A 17,434-nucleotide genomic window follows, 5' to 3' on the forward strand; every position below is an offset into this window, starting at 1 on the left:
CGTCGCATCGATGTCTCAACCGCCATGATCCATGTCGCCATGGCCGGTGTCCTCATCCGCAGAAACGCTCATCCCTGATTTTCCAAACAGGCTCTGAGAACATTCTCGGCAACAATTGTTGCTTCCTGTCGGTTGCTGCCATGCAGGGGGTCAGGAAGGCGTCGCTCCCCGGAATGTTCGTCTTATTGGCGACCAATGCTTTCATACTTGAATCCTGCCGATCGTACGTCTTCCGGCCTGTAGATGTTTCGCAAATCCACGATAATCGGCGTGGCCATGTCGGTTCTGATCCGTTCGAGGTCCAGCGCGCGGAACTGCCGCCACTCGGTCACGATCACCAGCGCGTCGGCGCCGCGGGCGCAGGCGTAGGGGTCGTCGCAGTATTCGATATCGGAGAGCTCTTTCTTCGCCTGCTCCATGCCGACGGGATCGTGCGCTCTTACCTTGGCGCCGAAATCGAGCAGACCGGCAATCAGTGCGATCGACGGCGCTTCACGCATGTCATCGGTGTCGGGTTTGAAGGTCAGGCCCAGTACGGCGATCGTCTTTCCGCGAATATCATGGTCGAGCGCGCCGGCTACCTTTCGCGACATCGTACGTTTGCGGATCTCGTTCACGGTCAGGGTGGCCTCGACGACGCGAAGCTGCACGCCAAAATCGAGCGCGGTTTTCGATAACGCGCGAGTGTCCTTCGGAAAGCACGAGCCGCCATAGCCCGGTCCAGCATGAAGAAACTTGGCGCCGATGCGATTGTCGAGCCCGATGCCCCGCGCAACGTCCTGCACGTTGGCTCCGACGCGTTCCGCAAGATCCGCAATCTCGTTGATGAAGGTGATCTTGGTCGCGAGAAAGGCGTTGGCGGCGTACTTGATCAATTCAGCGGTCCGTCGGCTGGTATAGAGGATGGGCGCCTGGTTGAGATAAAGCGGGCGGTAGATCCGGCCCATCACTTTCCTGGCGTGCTCGTCCTCGGTCCCGACCACGATGCGATCCGGATGCTGGAAGTCACGGATTGCCGCGCCCTCCCGCAGGAACTCCGGGTTCGCAACGACGGCGAAGTCGGCCGCTGGATTTGTCCCTGAATGATCCGCTCGACCTCGTCGCCTGTTCCGACAGGCACCGTCGATTTCGTGACGATGAGCGTGAAACCCTCCAGAAGACCAGCTATTTCGCGAGCAGCGGCATGCACGTAGCTCAAGTCTGCATGCCCATCTCCGCGTCGTGACGGCGTTCCGACCGCGATAAATACGGCATCGGCGTCGTGCGATCTTGTTGGAGTCCTTGTCGACGCAGGTCACGTCATGACCGAAATCTGCGAAGCAGGCTGCCGATACCAGGCCCACATAGCCGGCGCCGATCATCACGATGCGCATGGTATTATGGACTCCGATTTCCGATCACAGAGCGGGTTTTTGAGCGAGCCATCGGCAGGCTACTGCCTGAGTCCCACGCGCTTTGCCGTGTAGCCTCGCTCCAGGATCGCCCGCCACCACGGTTGTTCGTCGACATACCAACGCACCGTCTTCTCAATCCCACTCTCAAAGTTCTCCTCCGCGAGCCAACCGAGTTCGCGCTCAAGCTTGGATGCGTCGATGGCGTAGCGCCGATCGTGGCCGGGGCGGTCGGCGACGAAAGTGATGAGGTCACGATGCCGTGCCGCACCCGGCAGGATCTCGTCGAGCAGGTCACAGATGCTCTCGACGACATGCAGGTTAGTGCGCTCGTTACGCCCGCCGACATTGTAAGTTTCGCCGACAACGCCGTGCTCGAGGGTCAGTGAGAGCGCCTTCGCGTGATCATTGACATAGAGCCAGTCTCGAATGTTCTCGCCGTCGCCATAAACAGGCAGCGGCTCGCCGGCGAGGCCCTTGATGATCATGTGCGGGATCAGCTTTTCAGGAAAGTGATAGGGGCCGTAATTATTCGAGCAATTGGTGACCAGCGTGGGCAACTCATAGGTTTCGTGCCATGCGCGCACCAGATGGTCGGAGGATGCTTTGCTAGCCGAGTACGGTGAGTTCGGCGCGTAGGCGGTGGCCTCCGTAAAAAAGCCATCGTCGCCGAGCGAGCCGAATACCTCGTCGGTTGAGACGTGCAGGAAGCGGAATTTCTTTTGCTTATCGGGCGACAGCGAACGCCAATAACGCAAGGTTTCCTGCAGCAGAGTGAATGTACCGACGATGTTGGTCTGGATGAACTCAGTTGGGCCGTCGATTGAGCGGTCTACATGACTCTCGGCGGCGAGGTTCATTACGGCGTCTGGTCGATATTTCTCGAAAAGATGACGCAGCCCGAGGCCGTCGCAGATGCATTGCTTCTCGAAGGCATAATTCAGGTTCTCGTTCGTACCAGGCAGTGAGTCGAGGTTCGCTGCGTAGGTGCATTTATCGATGTTGACCACGCGAGCGTGCGTATTGTGCAGGAGGTGACGAACTACCGCCGAACCGATGAACCCCGCGCCGCCTGTGACAAAAATGGTCGAAGCCTTAAAGCGCATAATCGATCGCCTCCGCGAAATTAACACTGGTATGAAATGGCAACGGATCTCAGATATTCGCCGTAGCTGCTTTTCCCGTTCTTCTCGGCAGCCTTCTCAAATGCCGGAAGCGAGATGTAGCCTTGCCGCAGCGCGATTTCCTCGGGGCAAGCGATGCGTAAGCCCTGTCGCTGCTCCAGGATCTGAACAAAGTGGCTGGCCTCGACCAGCGAGGAATGGGTTCCAGTGTCGAGCCAGGCGAAGCCGCGCCCGAGAACCTCGACGTACAGATCGCCGCGCTCAAGATAGGCGTTGTTGACGTCCGTGATCTCGATCTCGCCGCGCGCAGACGGCTTAATTCCAGCTGCAATTTCGACAACGTCGTTGTCATAAAAATACAACCCGGTCACGGCCACGTTGGATTTCGGCTGCTTCGGCTTCTCTTCGATCGAGCGCGCTCGTCCGGTATCGTCGAGCTCAACGACCCCGTATTGTTCAGGGGTGTTCACGACATAGCCGAACACAGTGGCGCCCTTGTTGCGGGAGGACGCGGCCGACAGCAGTTGGGGCAACCCATGGCCGTAGAAAATGTTGTCGCCCAATACGAGCGCGACGGAGTCGGAGCCGATAAAATCGCGGCCGACGATGAAGGCGTCCGCCAGCCCGCGCGGAGTTTCCTGCGTCGCATAGGCAAAGCGCATGCCGATTTCGCTGCCGTCGCCGAGTAGCCGATGAAACAACGGCCCGTCCTGCGGTGTCGAAATGATCAGAATCTCGCGAATGCCGCCCAGCATCAGCGTGGACAGCGGATAGTAGATCATTGGCTTGTCAAAGACGGGCAGGAGCTGCTTGGAAACGACCGTCGTCACTGGGTAGAGGCGGGAACCCGTCCCCCCGGCAAGAATGATGCCTTTCATGGCCCCTCTCATTTAATCGCTGATAACATAACATATAGTGTTAAGCGTGCAAGTTTGTTATCAATGCGGAGGTATCATACGTTAACAAATATAAAGTGACGCGAAATGAATGTTATTCGGACCGAAGTTCCCGACGCAGTGGTCATCGAGCCCAGGCTGTTCGGAGATCAGCGCGGCTTTTTTCTCGAGACGTATCAATTTCCCCGTTACTCCGAGCACGGAGTCGCTTGTCCGTTCGTCCAGGACAATCTGTCCCGCTCTGCTCAGGGCGTGCTGCGCGGGTTGCATCTGCAAAACCCTTTTCCGCAAGGGAAGCTGGTGACGGTGCTCCGCGGAAAGGTCCTGGATGTCGCCGTCGACGTCCGCGTTGGCAGTCCGAATTTCGGCCGCCACGTGGCCGTTGAGCTGAGCGAAGAAAACAGGCGGCAGCTCTGGGTTCCCCGCGGCTTCGCGCACGGCTTTGTCGTTCTCTCCGAGACCGCCGACTTCTTCTATAAATGCGACGATCTTTACAGTCCGAAGGACGAGGTCTCGATCCGCTGGAACGATCCTGCAATCGGCATCGACTGGGGCGTGGAAACGCCGTCCTTGTCAGCCAAGGATGCGGATGCGCCGCTGCTCGCGGAGATCAAGAACCTTCCTCGCTATGGGCAAGTCTGATGCGGATATTATTGACGGGTACCAGCGGTCAGGTCGGCGGGGCGCTTCGGCCGTTGCTGGACAAAGGTGGTACGGTCATTGCGCCGTCGCGCAGCGCGTTCGACCTTTCGAAGCCCGAAACGCTTGCCGGGGCGCTCGACGGATTTAAGCCTGATCTCATTGTCAATCCCGCGGCCTATACCGTGGTGGATCGCGCAGAGGACGAGCGTGAACTCGCTTTCCTTATCAACGCCAAAGCGCCCGCGGCGATCGCGGAATGGTCGGCAAGGCATCGTGTGCCGTTGATCCATTTCTCGACCGACTATGTTTTCGCTGGCTCGGGCAACAAGCCGTGGCGCGAGGACAGTCCCGCCGGCCCGCTCTCGGTCTATGGCGGGAGTAAGCTCGCCGGCGATCTCGCCATCCAGGCGGCCGGTGGGCCACATCTGATTGCACGCACCTCCTGGGTCTACGCAGCGACCGGCGCCAATTTTCTGCGGACCATCGCGCGGCTGGCTGGTGAACGCGAGGAATTGCGCATTGTCGCCGATCAGACCGGCGCTCCGACCACGGCAAGCGCGATCGCTAGTGTCATTTCTAACATAGTGCTCTCGAATGCATCGAACTTGAGCGGGTTGTTCGCGCGCCACGGCGGTGTGGTCAATCTCACCTGTGCCGGCGAAACGAGTTGGCATGGCTTTGCCACCGCCATCGTCGACGGATTGAAGTCTCGCGGTGTGAAGCTCCTGGTGGAAAGGATCACCCCGATAGCCACGGCCGATTTCCCGACCAAAGCCAAGCGACCTGGTAATTCCAGGCTCGACCTGTCGCAATTGCGAGATCGTTTCGGGTTGGCCCCGCCAACTTGGCAGGAAGCGCTATCGGCGGAACTCGACAGCCTTGTGACACGTCAAGGCGAGCAGGCGGTCTTGACAATGAGAGCATGATCCTAGCTTCAGCGTAGCGCCAAAAAGGCGGACCTGGTTTTGGATAAGATCATGCTCGAAAGGATTAACCCTGGAGTGTATTTCGATTTCTTGAATCAGCTTCCGGCGTTGCGTCAGAATCCCAACGGCAGATCGTGTGCGACCGGCGGACGATTGTATCGGGGAGTTCGTCGCCCCGGCGGCCATGCCAGGCCGCTATAGGGGACACCGTCGCGTGACAATTGCGGATTGTAAGCCGGGTCGTCGTTCAGCCGTTCGCCCCAGCGCGCACGAAGCAGATTGAGTTCGTGTTCGAACCGGCTTCGCCGGTCGGCGCGGTGATCGCTACCCCGGCTGGCGGACTCTGCGTGAATCAATTTCGCGTATGGTGTCAAGACGATGCGCTTGCCGGCCTCGCGCAGCCGCAGGCAATAGTCGACATCGTTGAGCGCCACCGCGAAGCGGTCCTCGTCCATTCCGCCGACGGCGAGATAGTCGTTTCTTCGGGTTGCAAGGCAAGCCGCGGTCACCGCGCTGCATTCGTGCGCCACAAGAAGCTGATCGAGAAATCCAGGGTCATCGCTGAACCGGTCCGTAAAGGCATGCGCAACCGAAAAGTTCATGCCCAACACCACGCCACCGTGCTGGACGACGTCACCGGGCCAGGTCAGCAGCGCGCCGACCGCGCCGACGTCCGGCTCGCCAAGACGCGTGAGCATCTCCTCGAGCCAGTCATCGGAACTCGCCTCGATGTCATTGTTGAGCAGGCACAAGATGTCGCTGTCGAGCGTTGCGGCGGCCTGATTGTTGAGTCTTGCGAAATTGAACGGCCCCTCGATCCGCAATGTTCGAATGCCGCGTCGTGACAGATCGGAAAGAAAGTCAATAGTCTGCGGCTGCGCGCTCTCGTTGTCGACAACAAGGATATCGGCGTGGCAGCGTTCAACGGCAGGCGCGATGGTCTCAAGGCAACGTTGCAGGAGAGAAACGCGGTCGCGCGTCGGGATGATCACCGTCACGCGCTGTTTGGAGAGCGATCGTTTGATTCGAACCGCCGGAAAAAAATTTCCGGTCTGCTGGGTCACGTTCGCATGGATTCCGCGCGCCCGCAGGTGCGACTGGCTTGCCGCGGACAGCAGCGCACCAGCTGTGGTTCGGTCGAGCTTTGGCATGGTCGCCAATGCTCCCGGCAAGTGAAGGATATCTGTTTGCAGAGGACCGATTTGATCCAGCAGGCTGTTGAAAAGGCGGTAGAGGTTATTCGGCCGCGCTGTCTCGATGGCCGCAAATAATGCCTTACGCCGGACTGCGAACAGGTGGGCGCAATAGCCTTGTTCCAGCAACCTTTCGTAATCGAACGCTGGAAAAGCAAGCGGCCAGAGGCGACCGTCGTCAGTGAGAAAGTCGAGGTCACCGTACAAAGCTAATGCATCAGGATGGGAGTCGAACGCAGCCGCGATGCGTGCAAGAGCGGTTCGTTCCAGCGACACGCCCGCCATGGTCGCGACGATGTAGTCCGCATCGGGTGCGGCGTCCTCGAGAAACTCCAGCATGGCGTCGCTATCGATCGACAGCGGCTGGCCGTCGATTGCGCCAGCGGTCCAATTCTCGTGGCTTTGCGCTTCGAGGCTGGCGAGCGTCTGTTGGGTGCCGGAGCTTCCAGCAATCACGACAGCCAGCCGAAGCGGGCTTGGCTGAGGCTCTGGTAACGGAAAGCGCTCGCGCCAGTCGGCATAGTCATGCAACGGCAGCGAGGCTGGAATAAGCCGGTCATAAAGTTTACCGCGCAACCGCTCAGCGGCATAGCCGCCGATGACATCAATCATTCCGGCTAGGCCGTCGGGAAACGCCACAAAGGTGGCTGCTGCCGGAATTTGTTCGCCATCCTCTTTCCGCAGCAGGATTCGATGGACTCTTCCGTCGGCGAGACGTTGCGGGACGTGGAAATCGAATGCGCGAACGTTGCGGGACGCGCCTCCTTCGGCATCGCCACCGATGTGCGTCCAGGCCGTGGCGCGGACCTGCGCGACGGACTCCCCGTCGACGATTGCTTCCAGAGTGACGACGATCTCGCTATCGATCCACCCTTGGAAGTGCAGGCCGCCCAACCAGCGCAGCTTGCAGGTCGGGCGAAGATCGGCTCGAAACGTCGTGTCATTCTCAAGGTCTATGGGATTGCCGACGGGAGTTCCGAGATTGGCGAGTCGCGCCGAAAGATGACGCGCGGCATGGAGCAGTTCGATGTCAATGCTCACAGCGAATCCGCAAGTGTTACTTCGGTCTAGTTCAGAGCATTCCGGCGTGAACGCGTCGGCGTAAGCAGTCTTCAGCACCAGGCCGTCGAGGAGGATTTCGATCGTGAAGCGGTGTTCCGGCGCATCCGGATCGAACACGAAACCGGACACGGTGCCGTCGTCGCCGAGCGCGAGCCGGCTGATCAGCTTTGGCTTGGTGATCTGTGCCTTGCGAGCCCGGATGACACGCGTCATGTCTAGGACAGTCCGGCCCACGCGATAACGGCACCGACAAATTCCTCGTCGTTCGCGTCGCCCGGGATGGCAAGATCGCCCTTTCGCGGTTTGACCGATCCGGCTGACCAGTCGCGGTATGCGACAGGTATCGAGGCTCGTCTTGCGGTTTCGATCAGAGGATGACCGAATGCCGGTTCGTCAAAATCCGTCAACAGCCAGCCAGGGTTATGTGGCGCCAGCACATCGCCGATCTCGTCGGCTGCGATCTTGCCGGTAACGAAGACATTCGGGCAGGACATCAGACGCTCATCGTCACAGGTCACGCCGGCAACAACGATCGACCGTCGCAAGTCATCGACCAAACGTCGTATCAAGTGGAAGGATGCCGGGGAGGGCTCGGACGGCACGATGGCAAGCGATCGACTCGCGCCATGGATCGGCTCCACGGTCAGCGGGCGGGTCGGCCAATCCTGAAGGACGATTTTGCGTTCGGGCCAGCGAGCCTTCGCAAACGCCTGGGCGTTCTTTCCGGGAACAAAAAGCTGAGTCTCATCGGGAAGCGACGTGATCGCTTCGCTCAAGGTCCCTGACGTAAGCCACGTATGGACCGGAAAGCCAAGATTCCGTATCAGGTCGATCAACTGAGGTAGTGGGCTCGGTTCGATAATCTCGACTCGATCGGGGCGCAGCCGTGTGATGATGGCAGCCGCCTCGGTGGCGCCTGTCTCAGTGCCGACATTCAACTGAATGGCTTGTGGGCTGCTTCCATCTGCGGCTCTGACATGAATGACATCCCGTTCGCGCGACAGGAAAATCGCACGCTCGCCACGCTCGCCGAGGTGGCGTGCCCGCTCCTCAGCAACGGCAAATCTCCGTCGATTTCCGAGAATCAGAACGGAAGGCTGGCAGGGCCATTTTAACGCCCGGTCGAGCTTCGCACGCGCCGGTCGCAACGGATCAGCGATCTCGAATGCGCGACATTCCCGCCGATAATCGGGAAATCGCTGGTCAAGCACCTCCAGATTGCGAAGCACCAAACGTCGCTTCTCGTGCTGGAAAGATTTCGAGCCGTGATGTCCGACATAGACTGACGGCGCGCAGACGTTACGAAAACCCTTGCCGCGCGCGCGCAAGCAGAGATCGACGTCCTCAAGATAGCCTCGTTCGAAGTTTTCCGATAGCGCGCCAATGGCCTTGAGACAGTCGCGCGTGACATAGAGACAGAAGCCAATGCCGCTCGGCACGTCGGTAACATCACCGGCATTGGCGATGCTCGCGATCCGGTCGATCTCAAGAATTCCTTCATAGCTTTGCATCGGATTGACATTGTTCGGTACTGGAAACGAAAAAATGTCACCGTTGTTCGACAAGGGAGTGACTGTTCCAATATCCGGTGCGGAACGCGCTACGTCCGCCAGTCTCTCAACGAAGTCCGGCGGCACAAGGGTGTCCGAATTGAGCAGAACGACGTCGCCCGCCAGTACGTTCTCCAGCGCGCGATTGATCGCGCCGACGAAACCGAGATTGCTCTCGTTCACGAGGAGATCGATCGTCCCTCGGGCGGCAAGCTCGCTGAGATAGCGCCGCAACTCCGGTTCAGGGCTGGTATCGTCGATTGCCAGGATACGAAAAGAAAGTTTCCCGGTCGTATTCGATGCGCGTGCCTTGATGAGGCTGTCAAAACAGTCCAGCGTCGCCGCTACGTCCCGGTAAACCGGAACGATAACGGTGGGTGGCGAGGTGTCGGATCGGGACGAGGTTGAGCGGCACGCTTGGCTTGGCAGGTCAGGTGGTGAAGACAGGTTGGGAGCCAGCCGTCGAACCCGGAAGATCTCGCCGTCGCATGTCAGCGTCAGCGCCTGAGGCGCTCGCGACGTTGGACGCCGAACCAGGAACGCCGCTGCCTGAACGTCCACGCTGGCCAAGGGGTGAAACGGGTCGGGCTCGAGCTGGCTGATCAGTGCGCCGTTTTCGACCCCCACGCTCACTTCTACGGCGTTCGCTGTGGTCCACGCGATCCAGCCGGTCACGTGGTTGTCAAATACCGAATAGGCAGCCCAATGCCGATACCCCGCTTGTCGGAGTTCCTCAATGGCAAGGCGCAGGACTGCCGGATTGCTGTCGCGGCCGATCAGATCGGCGGCTGCGGTGCGCCGTCGATCGTCGGTGGCCCAGGCAAACATTCTGCGGTTGGCGGCAAGATCGGATGGATCGACGAGGAGCGCTTCGGCGAGATCAGCCATGGCCGCTTCCTTGCGTTCGAGTCTCCAGTTCGCCTCCGCGCGGAGAACGAAGCAATGTGCAGCCGATGATGGATCGACCCGGCAACGTCTGTCCGCGTATTTGAATGCAGCAAAATAGTCCTTAGCCGTTAACGCTTGCGCGGCCATGCGTTCGAGCATGACATACGAGGAATATGCAGCACGGTCCTGATTGTCAGTGACGGGACCGAGAACCATCTGACGGTGTCCTGACAAGTTGGCGCTTGGCCGGAGCTTCAAATCCGCAGCCGGCCTCCAGCGCGCAATCCGAAAAGCGATGATCGGCTTCTATCTGGCGGCGCCCGCCTGACGCTGCTGGCTGCGGAAGACCCGCACCCGTGCTGAACCGGCAGACTTGCGTGGTATTGCAGACGTTGCAACCACCTCCGCAGGCGCACTACGCTCGATCCCGATGCGAATGCCGACCAGGGGTTCGCGGCTGGTCGGACCCGATAAAACCACGCGTTTGCCAACTGCGCGGAGAGTGGGCGCATTTAAAAAACCTGCCTCGGCCACAAACTTCAGTTCATCGGTGCCGCTCATCTCGAGAACCACGCCAGTAAGGGGCAGGGCCCGGCCGCGCGTGCCTGCATAGGTGCCGAGCGGCACCATCTTGCCGCTGCCAGTCTGACCGTTGGCGAACTGGACCGCGTAACGTATATCGATGCTCGCAGGTTTGTCCGGCCATTCCAGCGCCACGCCTTCCACGCGAGACGGCGCGGCCGGACCAGCAATCCACGCATCCGGACCGACGACAATGTCGCCGCGGCCTGCAACGTGGCCGAGCACCTTCAGACCTTCCGTTGCAACATGCAGCCCCACGCCGTTGCCTGAACTTGCCGCGTCGGGAATCCGTCCGGCCTGGATTTGTTCGACGCGCACGATGGCAGATCGCGATCCTCCTGGTCTCGTCGGCCGGACCTGAACCTGCAAAGTCGCGGGTGTGTTAATCCGCACGACCAGTCCAGAATTGGGACTGTATAAAATCGGTTCGGTCGCATCTGGATGCAGAATGATCTCCATGCGGCGCTCATGCCCCTGGGCCGGCGCGACGATTACGCGAGGTGGCGAGACAGAGTCGTCGGCGCTTTTGTAATTGATGAAGAAAAGCCCGCGGTCGAGACTCAGATTTTTCTGTTGCTCAGTCTCGTTCGTCATGCCCCGAAACAAATCCACCAGCCATCTCCCTCAATCGTGCCAATTCGTCATGCACCACCGGCTGTCTCAGAAAACCCGCTGTCGTGAAATCACGGGAAGACGATCAAACCGCGACGCAACCACTATAGACATCATTTCCGTTCTCAAGTTGTCGATCCCGCGATTGCCGTCTCTCTGAGAAAACGAAGCGGCCGGGATACATCAATTTCTCTCCGAGATACCGATGCGAATCATGTTCCTAGTGGCAGTCGTGGTGAGCACCATGACCCCAGTAAATGATCAGGCCAACAAGGTCGTCGATTTCGTAGGCGAAAGAGATCGCCGGATGTCCTCAGCCTCCACACTCAGCGATGCGGCCATCTTGCGCAACCTGTCGTTCTCGACTTTCAGCAGGATGATGGAGTCTGCGATGCTGTCGACGGAATCCGGAATATCCTCAACGCTGCTCAAATCCGGGTGCGGAATCTGCGGAAGATAATCGGAAACATGTTGTTTAAACTTGAGCCTCATCGCGAATGTCCCGCGCTAGCCATATTTATGGGTGATACGGCGACTTCGTTATCCGTGTCCATCCGGTCTCGACTATTCGACGACTTTTAGGGCAGGAAGATGTCAGACGGAAGTGAAAGCTGAATGAACAAGCATCGAGTTATTTGGAACTTGTCAACGTGCAAACATTTAGACGAGATTGTCTCGAAGGCATCGACGATGAGAAGGGACCGGAGATGGAAAGTCTTTCTAAGTAGCGATACGCATGCTTTAGCGCGATCCTGACCAGAGATATCACGCCGATGAAAATTTTATTCGTGCATAATAATTTCCCGGCGCAGTACCGAAATCTCGCGGCGGCGTTAGCGAGTGAGTCAGGATTTGAACTCGCCGCGATTGGTGCATCGAATGCGCAGCCGATGCCTTCGGTCAAGTTGATTAAATATGCTCTGCATGACGCTGACGTTTCAGGCACGCATCCGTTTGCCAGACGTTTCGATCTTGAATGTCGTCGCGCTGAGCAGGTGCTTTACAGCCTTTCAACACTGGCGACATCGGGATTTACGCCGGATGTCATCCTTGCCCATCCCGGATGGGGCGAAACGCTGCCGTTGCGCACCATGTTTCCCAAGGCGCGGCAAGTGGTCTATTGCGAGTTCTTCTACGGCGCCGAAGGTCGCGACATCGGCTTCGATCCGGAATTCCCAATCTCGGGCCTGGATGGCCATATCGGGTTGCAGCTCAAGAACGCGACGACCTTGCTTGCATTAGCTGATTGCGATGTCGGAATTTCGCCGACAAATTGGCAGCAGTCGACTTTTCCAAGGCATTATCAAAGCAAGATCGAAGTTATTCACGAGGGGATCGATACATCGCGCGTGCGACCTGATCCCCAGGCGCGTCTGATGCTTCCAAACGGCCGTCAAGTCGGCCGCTCAGATGAAATCGTGACATTTGTCGTGCGTAACCTGGAGCCGCTTAGGGGTTACCATATCTTCATGCGCGCGCTTCCGGAAATATTGAGGCGGCGGCCCAACGCACAGATTGTCATTATCGGCAGGGATGGATTGTCGTATGGCCTTCCTCCGCCGGCGGGCAGCAATTGGAAGTCGATTTTTCTGCAGGAGGTGCGCGATCGGATCGACATGTCGCGCGTTCATTTCATGGGCGGAGTTCCGTACAGCACTTTTATTGCGGCACTTCAGGTGTCATCTGCGCATGTCTATCTGACGTATCCCTTCGTGCTGTCGTGGTCTGCGCTGGAAGCGATGAGCGCCGGCTGCCTGGTGATAGGGTCGGATACCCCGCCTGTGCGTGAAGTCATCAGTTCCGGAGACAACGGCCTGCTGGTTCCTTTTTTCGCGGTCGATGAAGTGGCTGCGCGGGTCGTTGAGGCGCTTCAGGAACCCGATCGGTTTTACGCCATCAGAGAGGCTGCCCGGCAATTTGTCGTCGAGCATTTCGACGCGGAGCGGGTATGCCTGCCGCAAATGCGTCAGCTTCTTGACCTCAACGAATCCCCATCATCGGCGGCTGCCCGACGAAACGTCTGGAGAGGACGCTCGGCGTCGGAATGGCCTAAAGCCGCCCGACGCTCCCGCAAATCTATATCGCCGCCCAAGGTGGAATGGTCAGACGAAGGTTGTTCCGGCCGGACTGGCTGAGACCATGAATGGAAATAATTTTGATGGATTTGAAAGAAGAGTCGTTCTGAAAAAGAGTCGTTCTGGTGAATGCGATTTTTTTTATTCGTTCTAAAATCATCGACGAGAGAATCTCTCCGATCACATATCCGATTTATTTTCAGGCATGTCTGATATGTGAGTGAAGTCATCGATCGTAAAAGCCGCGCCTGAAAAGTCATCGTCGCTGAAATAAGCGCTGCGTGAAATCAGGACAGGAATTCCCGCGGCCGATGCCGAAGCGAGACCATTGCCGGAATCTTCGATAGCAAGGCATTGCGATCCCGGCAGATCCAGTTGGGAAAGAACCTTGAGATAGACATCCGGTGCAGGCTTCTTGTTCCGCACCTCGTCCCCGGCGACAATAGCCACAAACCACTGTGCCCAGTCCTTGCCCAGCGAGACTGTCAGCAACGCATCGATATTGTCGCGCGAGGTCGTGGTCGCAATCGCCAGAGGCTGCGCGCGCTTTCGTGCCGCGGATAACAGGGCGTGAATGCCCGGCCGAAGCGAACAGCCGCCATTGGTTACCAATTCGGCGTATAGCCTGGTTTTGGCCTGATGTAATTCCGCGATCTCGCGATCCGACAGCTGTGGAGAAGCCCCATTTTGCGACGCGTCGAATGCGCGGATACGTTCCTTCCCACCTGTCACGCGCAGCAATTCCTTGTAGAGGGTGCGGTCCCAGCACCAATCAAGGCCAGCTTCGGCGAATGCGGTATTGAAGGCCTTGCGATGAGCCTCCTCCGTTTCGGCGAGCGTTCCGTCGACATCGAAGATCAAGGCGCTTGCCTGAACGATCAACGCTCTTACGTCATCCAGCGGAATATTATTGGCAGACGCTTCGCTCATTCCATATCACCGGGAGGCAGATCGCAGAAAATCATACGATCGATATGTTATCTCCGCAGCTGTCGCCGCAGACTCGTTGCAGACAGCGAAACATCGGCGCCTGATATTTACGCCACCATCTCCTTGGTCTTCTCGGCGCGCTTGCGCTCGTTGGGATCGAGATGCTTCTTGCGCAGGCGTATCGACTTCGGCGTTACTTCGACGAGTTCGTCGTCCTCGATATAGGCCAGCGCCTTTTCCAAAGTCATCTTAATCGGCGGTGTCAGCCGCACCGCCTCATCCTTCGATGTGGTGCGGATGTTGGTGAGCTGCTTGCCCTTCAGCACGTTGATCTCGAGGTCGTTATCGCGAGTGTGCTCACCGACGATCATGCCGCGATAGACCTTCCAGCCGGGCTCGATCATCATCGGGCCACGATCCTCCAGCTTGAACATCGCGTAGGCCACAGCTTCGCCCTGTTCGTTGGAAATCAGCACCCCGTTGCGGCGGCCTTGAATGTCGCCTTTGTAGGGCGCGTAGCCGTGGAACAGCCGGTTCATGATCGCCGTCCCGCGGGTGTCGGTGAGAAGTTCGCCCTGATAGCCGATCAGGCCGCGCGTCGGTGCGTAGAAAACCAACCGTAGCCGGTTGCCGCCTGACGGCTTCATCTCCGTCATTTCGGCTTTGCGCTCGCTCATCTTCTGCACCACGACGCCGGAATGCTCCTCGTCGACGTCGACCACGACCTCCTCGATCGGCTCCTGCCATTCGCCGCTCGCCTCGTCCTTTTTCAGCACCACGCGCGGCCGCGATACCGATAGCTCGAATCCCTCGCGCCGCATGGTCTCAATCAGGATCGCGAGCTGCAATTCGCCGCGGCCAGATACCTCCATCGAATCTTTGTCCGCAGCCTCCGTCACACGTAGTGCGACATTGCCTTCAGCCTCACGCAGCAATCGATCCCGGATCATGCGACTCGTCACCTTGCTGCCCTCGGTGCCAGCCAGCGGCGAATTGTTGACCATGAAGGTCATGGAGACAGTCGGCGGATCGATCGGCTGCGCGGGAAGCGGCTCCTCGACAGCGGGATCGCAAAAGGTGTCGGCTACCGTGCCCTTGGTCAATCCTGCGATGGCGACGATGTCACCAGCCGTTGCTTCCTCGAGCGGCGTGCGCTCGAGACCGCGGAAGGCGAGGATTTTCGAGATGCGGCCCTGCTCGATCAGTTTCCCGTCCCGCGCCAGCACCTTGATGCTCTGGTTCGGCTTGATCATGCCCGAGGAGATTCGGCCTGTGATGACACGGCCTAGATAGGGATTGGCCTCGATGATCGTCCCGATCATGCGGAAAGGTCCGTCCTCCACCTGCGGCGGTGGGACATGCCGCACGATCAAGTCGAACAGCGGTTGCATGCCGGCATCCTGGGGTCCCTCCGCGCTATCTGCCATCCAGCCCTGCTTTGCCGAGCCGTAGAGGATCGGAAAGTCGAGCTGCTCGTCGCTGGCCTCGAGCGCCGCAAACAGATCGAACACCTCGTTGATGACCTCGGTCGGACGGGCGTCCGGGCGATCTACCTTGTTGATGACGACGATCGGCTTCAGCCCGACCTTCAGCGCTTTGGAGACCACGAACTTGGTCTGCGGCAGGGGACCCTCGGCCGCATCCACCAGCACCAAGGCGCCATCCACCATGTTGAGGATGCGCTCAACTTCACCGCCGAAATCCGCGTGGCCGGGCGTGTCCACGATATTGATGCGGATGTCGTTCCATTGCACCGAGGCGGCCTTGGCGAGGATGGTGATGCCACGTTCGCGTTCCAGGTCGTTGGAATCCATGGCGCGCTCGACCACACGCTGATTGTCGCGGTAAGTGCCGGACTGCTGGAGCAGACGATCCACGAGAGTGGTCTTGCCATGGTCGACGTGAGCGATAATCGCGACGTTGCGGAGATTCATGGGTTGATTCTTCTTCATCAAGAAAACCGCGCATCGCCCCGGTTTTGGGCGGCGGTCTTATTTACGGGGATAAGGTCACGAGAAGGGCGCGGCGTGATCGATTCACGCGGCAAAAGCGGTCAGGGATTCGTCGCTTCCGGCCAGGTCATTGCCACTTCTTGTCTGAAATGCCGAATATAGGTGCGAACAGCCACATTGCGGCTCCGGCGCTTTCGCTGCGACGCTATATAGCCGGAAATCCTCAAAAAACAATGCGTCGTTTGCCGTTTGGCGGACTCATTTTGCAGATGACGGGAACCGCTTTGGTGCTTCGGTCGGGTAAACGCCACGCAAAACCTCTTCAAAATGGTTCCTTACGGCGTCGTTGCAGAGACAAGCGCGAGTAGCCAAGGCTGCCCGGTCGCATACCAGAATGGCGCCTCGCCGGGTCGCCAGAACGCCTTCAATCTTGAAGGTCTGGATCACGCGGCTGGTATAGCTGCGCCCGACACCCAGCATGGTCGATAACTGCTCGTGGGTAAGTGGTACGAGATCGCTGCCGGTACGCTCCATCGCCGAGAGGATCCACTTGGCCGTGCGCTGCTCGATCGAATGAATGGCGTTGCAGGCGGTGGCTTGAAAGACCTGCGCCAGCATGCAGTCGGCATAACGCGCGAAGAGATCTTGCAGAGTGGGGGATTTTGTTTTTGCGGCTTCCAGTTTCGCAACCCGTAACCGCACGAATGGCCCGCCGACCTTGACCATAATGCGTGTATAGGCTGGCAGATGGCCGTGACTAACGATGCCGCCGACCGCCCCCTCCCGTCCGACCAGAATGGTTTCGACATCGCGGCCATCCTCGTTGGGGACGAGATAGGACGCGAGACTGGATCCGCAGGGAAAGTGGACGGTTTCGACATCGTCTCCCGGATTATAGAGCAGGTCGTCATTTTGACTGCTGACGGTTTCGAGACTGGACTTGATCAGTGTGAAATCGGTATCGCTTAGCCGACGCAGAAGGTTGTTGTACGGTCGGTCCTGCTGGTTCGTGTCCTGTGCCGCCATGCTGCGCCTTTCTTTTTAGCGCTTCCTAACGCAAGCGCGTATTAAGTTATGTGCAGAAGTGAACAGACAAAGCTTTACCGCTATGGTCAGTTCCATGCGGGAACCGATTAGGTCGGGTTCCAGCCGAGTTCGTTGCCGTGGCGTTCGGACGGACACTTCGTGGAAGTTATGGATACCGTTGTTCCCGATGATCCGGCTTCAAAGCCAGCCGGCATCCCTCGCGACGTGTTGATCGTTGAGGACGATGTCATTATCGCGATCGACGTTGAGCAGACCATTGCGGAGTTTGGCGTGACGTCAGCCCGGACTGCTTCAAATGTGGCGCAGGCGCTGGCCATGATCGCAGAACGTGCTCCCGACTTCGTGCTTCTTGACGTGGGTCTTTCGGAAGATAAAAGTTTTGCAGTCGCCAATCGGCTGGCCGTGTTGAAGATTCCGTTTGCTTTCGTGACCGGCTATAGCGGCGACAAAGCCTTTCCAGCGGAATACTCGGGTCGGCCCAGACTTTCGAAACCGTTTTCGCGCGATGAATTGTTCGCGATCTTGTCGAACTGGCGAAGCTGCAACCCGGGCTAATCCGAGCAT

The 17,434-nt window shown here is 58.6% G+C and carries 14 protein-coding genes; 4 read left to right on the top strand and 10 right to left on the bottom strand.

Annotated elements, in window-relative coordinates; genetic code table 11:
• Positions 1-182: 182 nt before the first annotated feature.
• The 3 genes from GGQ85_RS04135 to rfbA are packed head-to-tail and all read right to left on the bottom strand — an operon-like array spanning position 183 to position 3,393.
• On the bottom strand, positions 183-1,373 hold the full coding sequence (locus tag GGQ85_RS04135) for a UDP-glucose dehydrogenase family protein (RefSeq protein ID WP_445376074.1): 1,191 nt from the start codon (positions 1,371-1,373) through the stop codon (positions 183-185).
• 59 nt (positions 1,374-1,432) lie between these two features.
• The gene (gene rfbB / locus GGQ85_RS04145; RefSeq protein ID WP_309773474.1) at positions 1,433-2,497 is read right to left on the bottom strand and encodes a dTDP-glucose 4,6-dehydratase; all 1,065 of its coding nucleotides are present in this window, start codon (positions 2,495-2,497) and stop codon (positions 1,433-1,435) included.
• A gap of 20 nt (positions 2,498-2,517) precedes the next feature.
• The gene (gene rfbA / locus GGQ85_RS04150) at positions 2,518-3,393 is read right to left on the bottom strand and encodes a glucose-1-phosphate thymidylyltransferase RfbA (protein WP_079445702.1); all 876 of its coding nucleotides are present in this window, start codon (positions 3,391-3,393) and stop codon (positions 2,518-2,520) included.
• A 105-nt stretch (positions 3,394-3,498) separates the two neighbouring features.
• On the opposite strand from rfbA, the gene rfbC reads away from it, so the two are divergent.
• Together rfbC and rfbD are read left to right on the top strand one after the other, a co-directional pair.
• Positions 3,499-4,053: a dTDP-4-dehydrorhamnose 3,5-epimerase gene (rfbC, locus tag GGQ85_RS04155; protein WP_309773475.1), complete on the top strand. Its 555-nt coding sequence runs from the start codon at positions 3,499-3,501 to the stop codon at positions 4,051-4,053.
• A complete protein-coding gene (rfbD, locus tag GGQ85_RS04160; RefSeq protein ID WP_309773476.1) occupies positions 4,053-4,979 on the top strand; it encodes a dTDP-4-dehydrorhamnose reductase in 927 nt (308 codons plus the stop codon). Before rfbC ends, rfbD begins: the two co-directional genes overlap by 1 nt.
• 113 nt (positions 4,980-5,092) lie before the next feature.
• Here the strand turns inward: rfbD and GGQ85_RS04165 are convergent, their stop codons facing one another.
• The 4 genes from GGQ85_RS04165 to GGQ85_RS04180 form a co-directional block, all read right to left on the bottom strand.
• Positions 5,093-7,447, bottom strand: coding sequence for a glycosyltransferase family 2 protein (locus tag GGQ85_RS04165; protein WP_309773477.1), 2,355 nt, complete (start codon positions 7,445-7,447; stop codon positions 5,093-5,095).
• Between the two features lie 2 nt (positions 7,448-7,449).
• Positions 7,450-9,888 (bottom strand): glycosyltransferase family 2 protein, encoded by a 2,439-nt coding sequence (locus GGQ85_RS04170; RefSeq protein ID WP_309773478.1) that lies wholly within the window; start codon positions 9,886-9,888, stop codon positions 7,450-7,452.
• Positions 9,889-9,978: 90 nt separating this feature from the next.
• Positions 9,979-10,848: a hypothetical protein gene (locus GGQ85_RS04175; RefSeq protein ID WP_309773646.1), complete on the bottom strand. Its 870-nt coding sequence runs from the start codon at positions 10,846-10,848 to the stop codon at positions 9,979-9,981.
• A 279-nt stretch (positions 10,849-11,127) separates the two neighbouring features.
• Positions 11,128-11,358, bottom strand: coding sequence for a hypothetical protein (locus tag GGQ85_RS04180; RefSeq protein WP_309773479.1), 231 nt, complete (start codon positions 11,356-11,358; stop codon positions 11,128-11,130).
• Between the two features lie 281 nt (positions 11,359-11,639).
• On the opposite strand from GGQ85_RS04180, the gene GGQ85_RS04185 reads away from it, so the two are divergent.
• Positions 11,640-13,001 (top strand): glycosyltransferase family 4 protein, encoded by a 1,362-nt coding sequence (locus GGQ85_RS04185; RefSeq protein WP_309773480.1) that lies wholly within the window; start codon positions 11,640-11,642, stop codon positions 12,999-13,001.
• 120 nt (positions 13,002-13,121) lie between these two features.
• Here GGQ85_RS04185 and GGQ85_RS04190 read toward each other — a convergent pair whose 3' ends face one another.
• The 3 genes from GGQ85_RS04190 to GGQ85_RS04200 all read right to left on the bottom strand — a co-directional run bounded on the left by GGQ85_RS04190 (position 13,122) and on the right by GGQ85_RS04200 (position 16,849).
• The gene (locus tag GGQ85_RS04190) at positions 13,122-13,871 is read right to left on the bottom strand and encodes an HAD-IA family hydrolase (RefSeq protein WP_309773481.1); all 750 of its coding nucleotides are present in this window, start codon (positions 13,869-13,871) and stop codon (positions 13,122-13,124) included.
• A 107-nt stretch (positions 13,872-13,978) separates the two neighbouring features.
• Complete coding sequence (typA, locus tag GGQ85_RS04195; RefSeq protein WP_079445780.1) at positions 13,979-15,805, bottom strand: translational GTPase TypA; 1,827 nt, start codon at positions 15,803-15,805, stop codon at positions 13,979-13,981.
• A 276-nt stretch (positions 15,806-16,081) separates the two neighbouring features.
• On the bottom strand, positions 16,082-16,849 hold the full coding sequence (locus tag GGQ85_RS04200) for a Crp/Fnr family transcriptional regulator (protein ID WP_079445711.1): 768 nt from the start codon (positions 16,847-16,849) through the stop codon (positions 16,082-16,084).
• Between the two features lie 168 nt (positions 16,850-17,017).
• Here GGQ85_RS04200 and GGQ85_RS04205 point away from each other — a divergent pair, with 168 nt between their 5' ends.
• A complete protein-coding gene (locus GGQ85_RS04205) occupies positions 17,018-17,425 on the top strand; it encodes a response regulator (protein ID WP_079445781.1) in 408 nt (135 codons plus the stop codon).
• Positions 17,426-17,434: the final 9 nt, after the last annotated feature.

The organism is Nitrobacter vulgaris (genome assembly GCF_031453995.1).
In the GTDB taxonomy this organism is placed as follows: Bacteria; Pseudomonadota; Alphaproteobacteria; order Rhizobiales; family Xanthobacteraceae; genus Nitrobacter; species Nitrobacter vulgaris.

Excerpts from the sequence above, each read along its gene's own strand:
- GGQ85_RS04135 (WP_445376074.1), bottom strand. The coding sequence starts at position 1,373 with ATGCGCATCGTGATGATCGGCGCCGGCTATGTGGGCCTGGTATCGGCA.
- rfbB (WP_309773474.1), bottom strand. The coding sequence starts at position 2,497 with ATGCGCTTTAAGGCTTCGACCATTTTTGTCACAGGCGGCGCGGGGTTC.
- rfbA (WP_079445702.1), bottom strand. The coding sequence starts at position 3,393 with ATGAAAGGCATCATTCTTGCCGGGGGGACGGGTTCCCGCCTCTACCCA.
- rfbC (WP_309773475.1), top strand. The coding sequence starts at position 3,499 with ATGAATGTTATTCGGACCGAAGTTCCCGACGCAGTGGTCATCGAGCCC.
- rfbD (WP_309773476.1), top strand. The coding sequence starts at position 4,053 with ATGCGGATATTATTGACGGGTACCAGCGGTCAGGTCGGCGGGGCGCTT.
- GGQ85_RS04165 (WP_309773477.1), bottom strand. The coding sequence starts at position 7,447 with ATGACGCGTGTCATCCGGGCTCGCAAGGCACAGATCACCAAGCCAAAG.
- GGQ85_RS04170 (WP_309773478.1), bottom strand. The coding sequence starts at position 9,888 with ATGGTTCTCGGTCCCGTCACTGACAATCAGGACCGTGCTGCATATTCC.
- GGQ85_RS04175 (WP_309773646.1), bottom strand. The coding sequence starts at position 10,848 with ATGACGAACGAGACTGAGCAACAGAAAAATCTGAGTCTCGACCGCGGG.
- GGQ85_RS04180 (WP_309773479.1), bottom strand. The coding sequence starts at position 11,358 with ATGAGGCTCAAGTTTAAACAACATGTTTCCGATTATCTTCCGCAGATT.
- GGQ85_RS04185 (WP_309773480.1), top strand. The coding sequence starts at position 11,640 with ATGAAAATTTTATTCGTGCATAATAATTTCCCGGCGCAGTACCGAAAT.
- GGQ85_RS04190 (WP_309773481.1), bottom strand. The coding sequence starts at position 13,871 with ATGAGCGAAGCGTCTGCCAATAATATTCCGCTGGATGACGTAAGAGCG.
- typA (WP_079445780.1), bottom strand. The coding sequence starts at position 15,805 with ATGAATCTCCGCAACGTCGCGATTATCGCTCACGTCGACCATGGCAAG.
- GGQ85_RS04200 (WP_079445711.1), bottom strand. The coding sequence starts at position 16,849 with ATGGCGGCACAGGACACGAACCAGCAGGACCGACCGTACAACAACCTT.
- GGQ85_RS04205 (WP_079445781.1), top strand. The coding sequence starts at position 17,018 with ATGGATACCGTTGTTCCCGATGATCCGGCTTCAAAGCCAGCCGGCATC.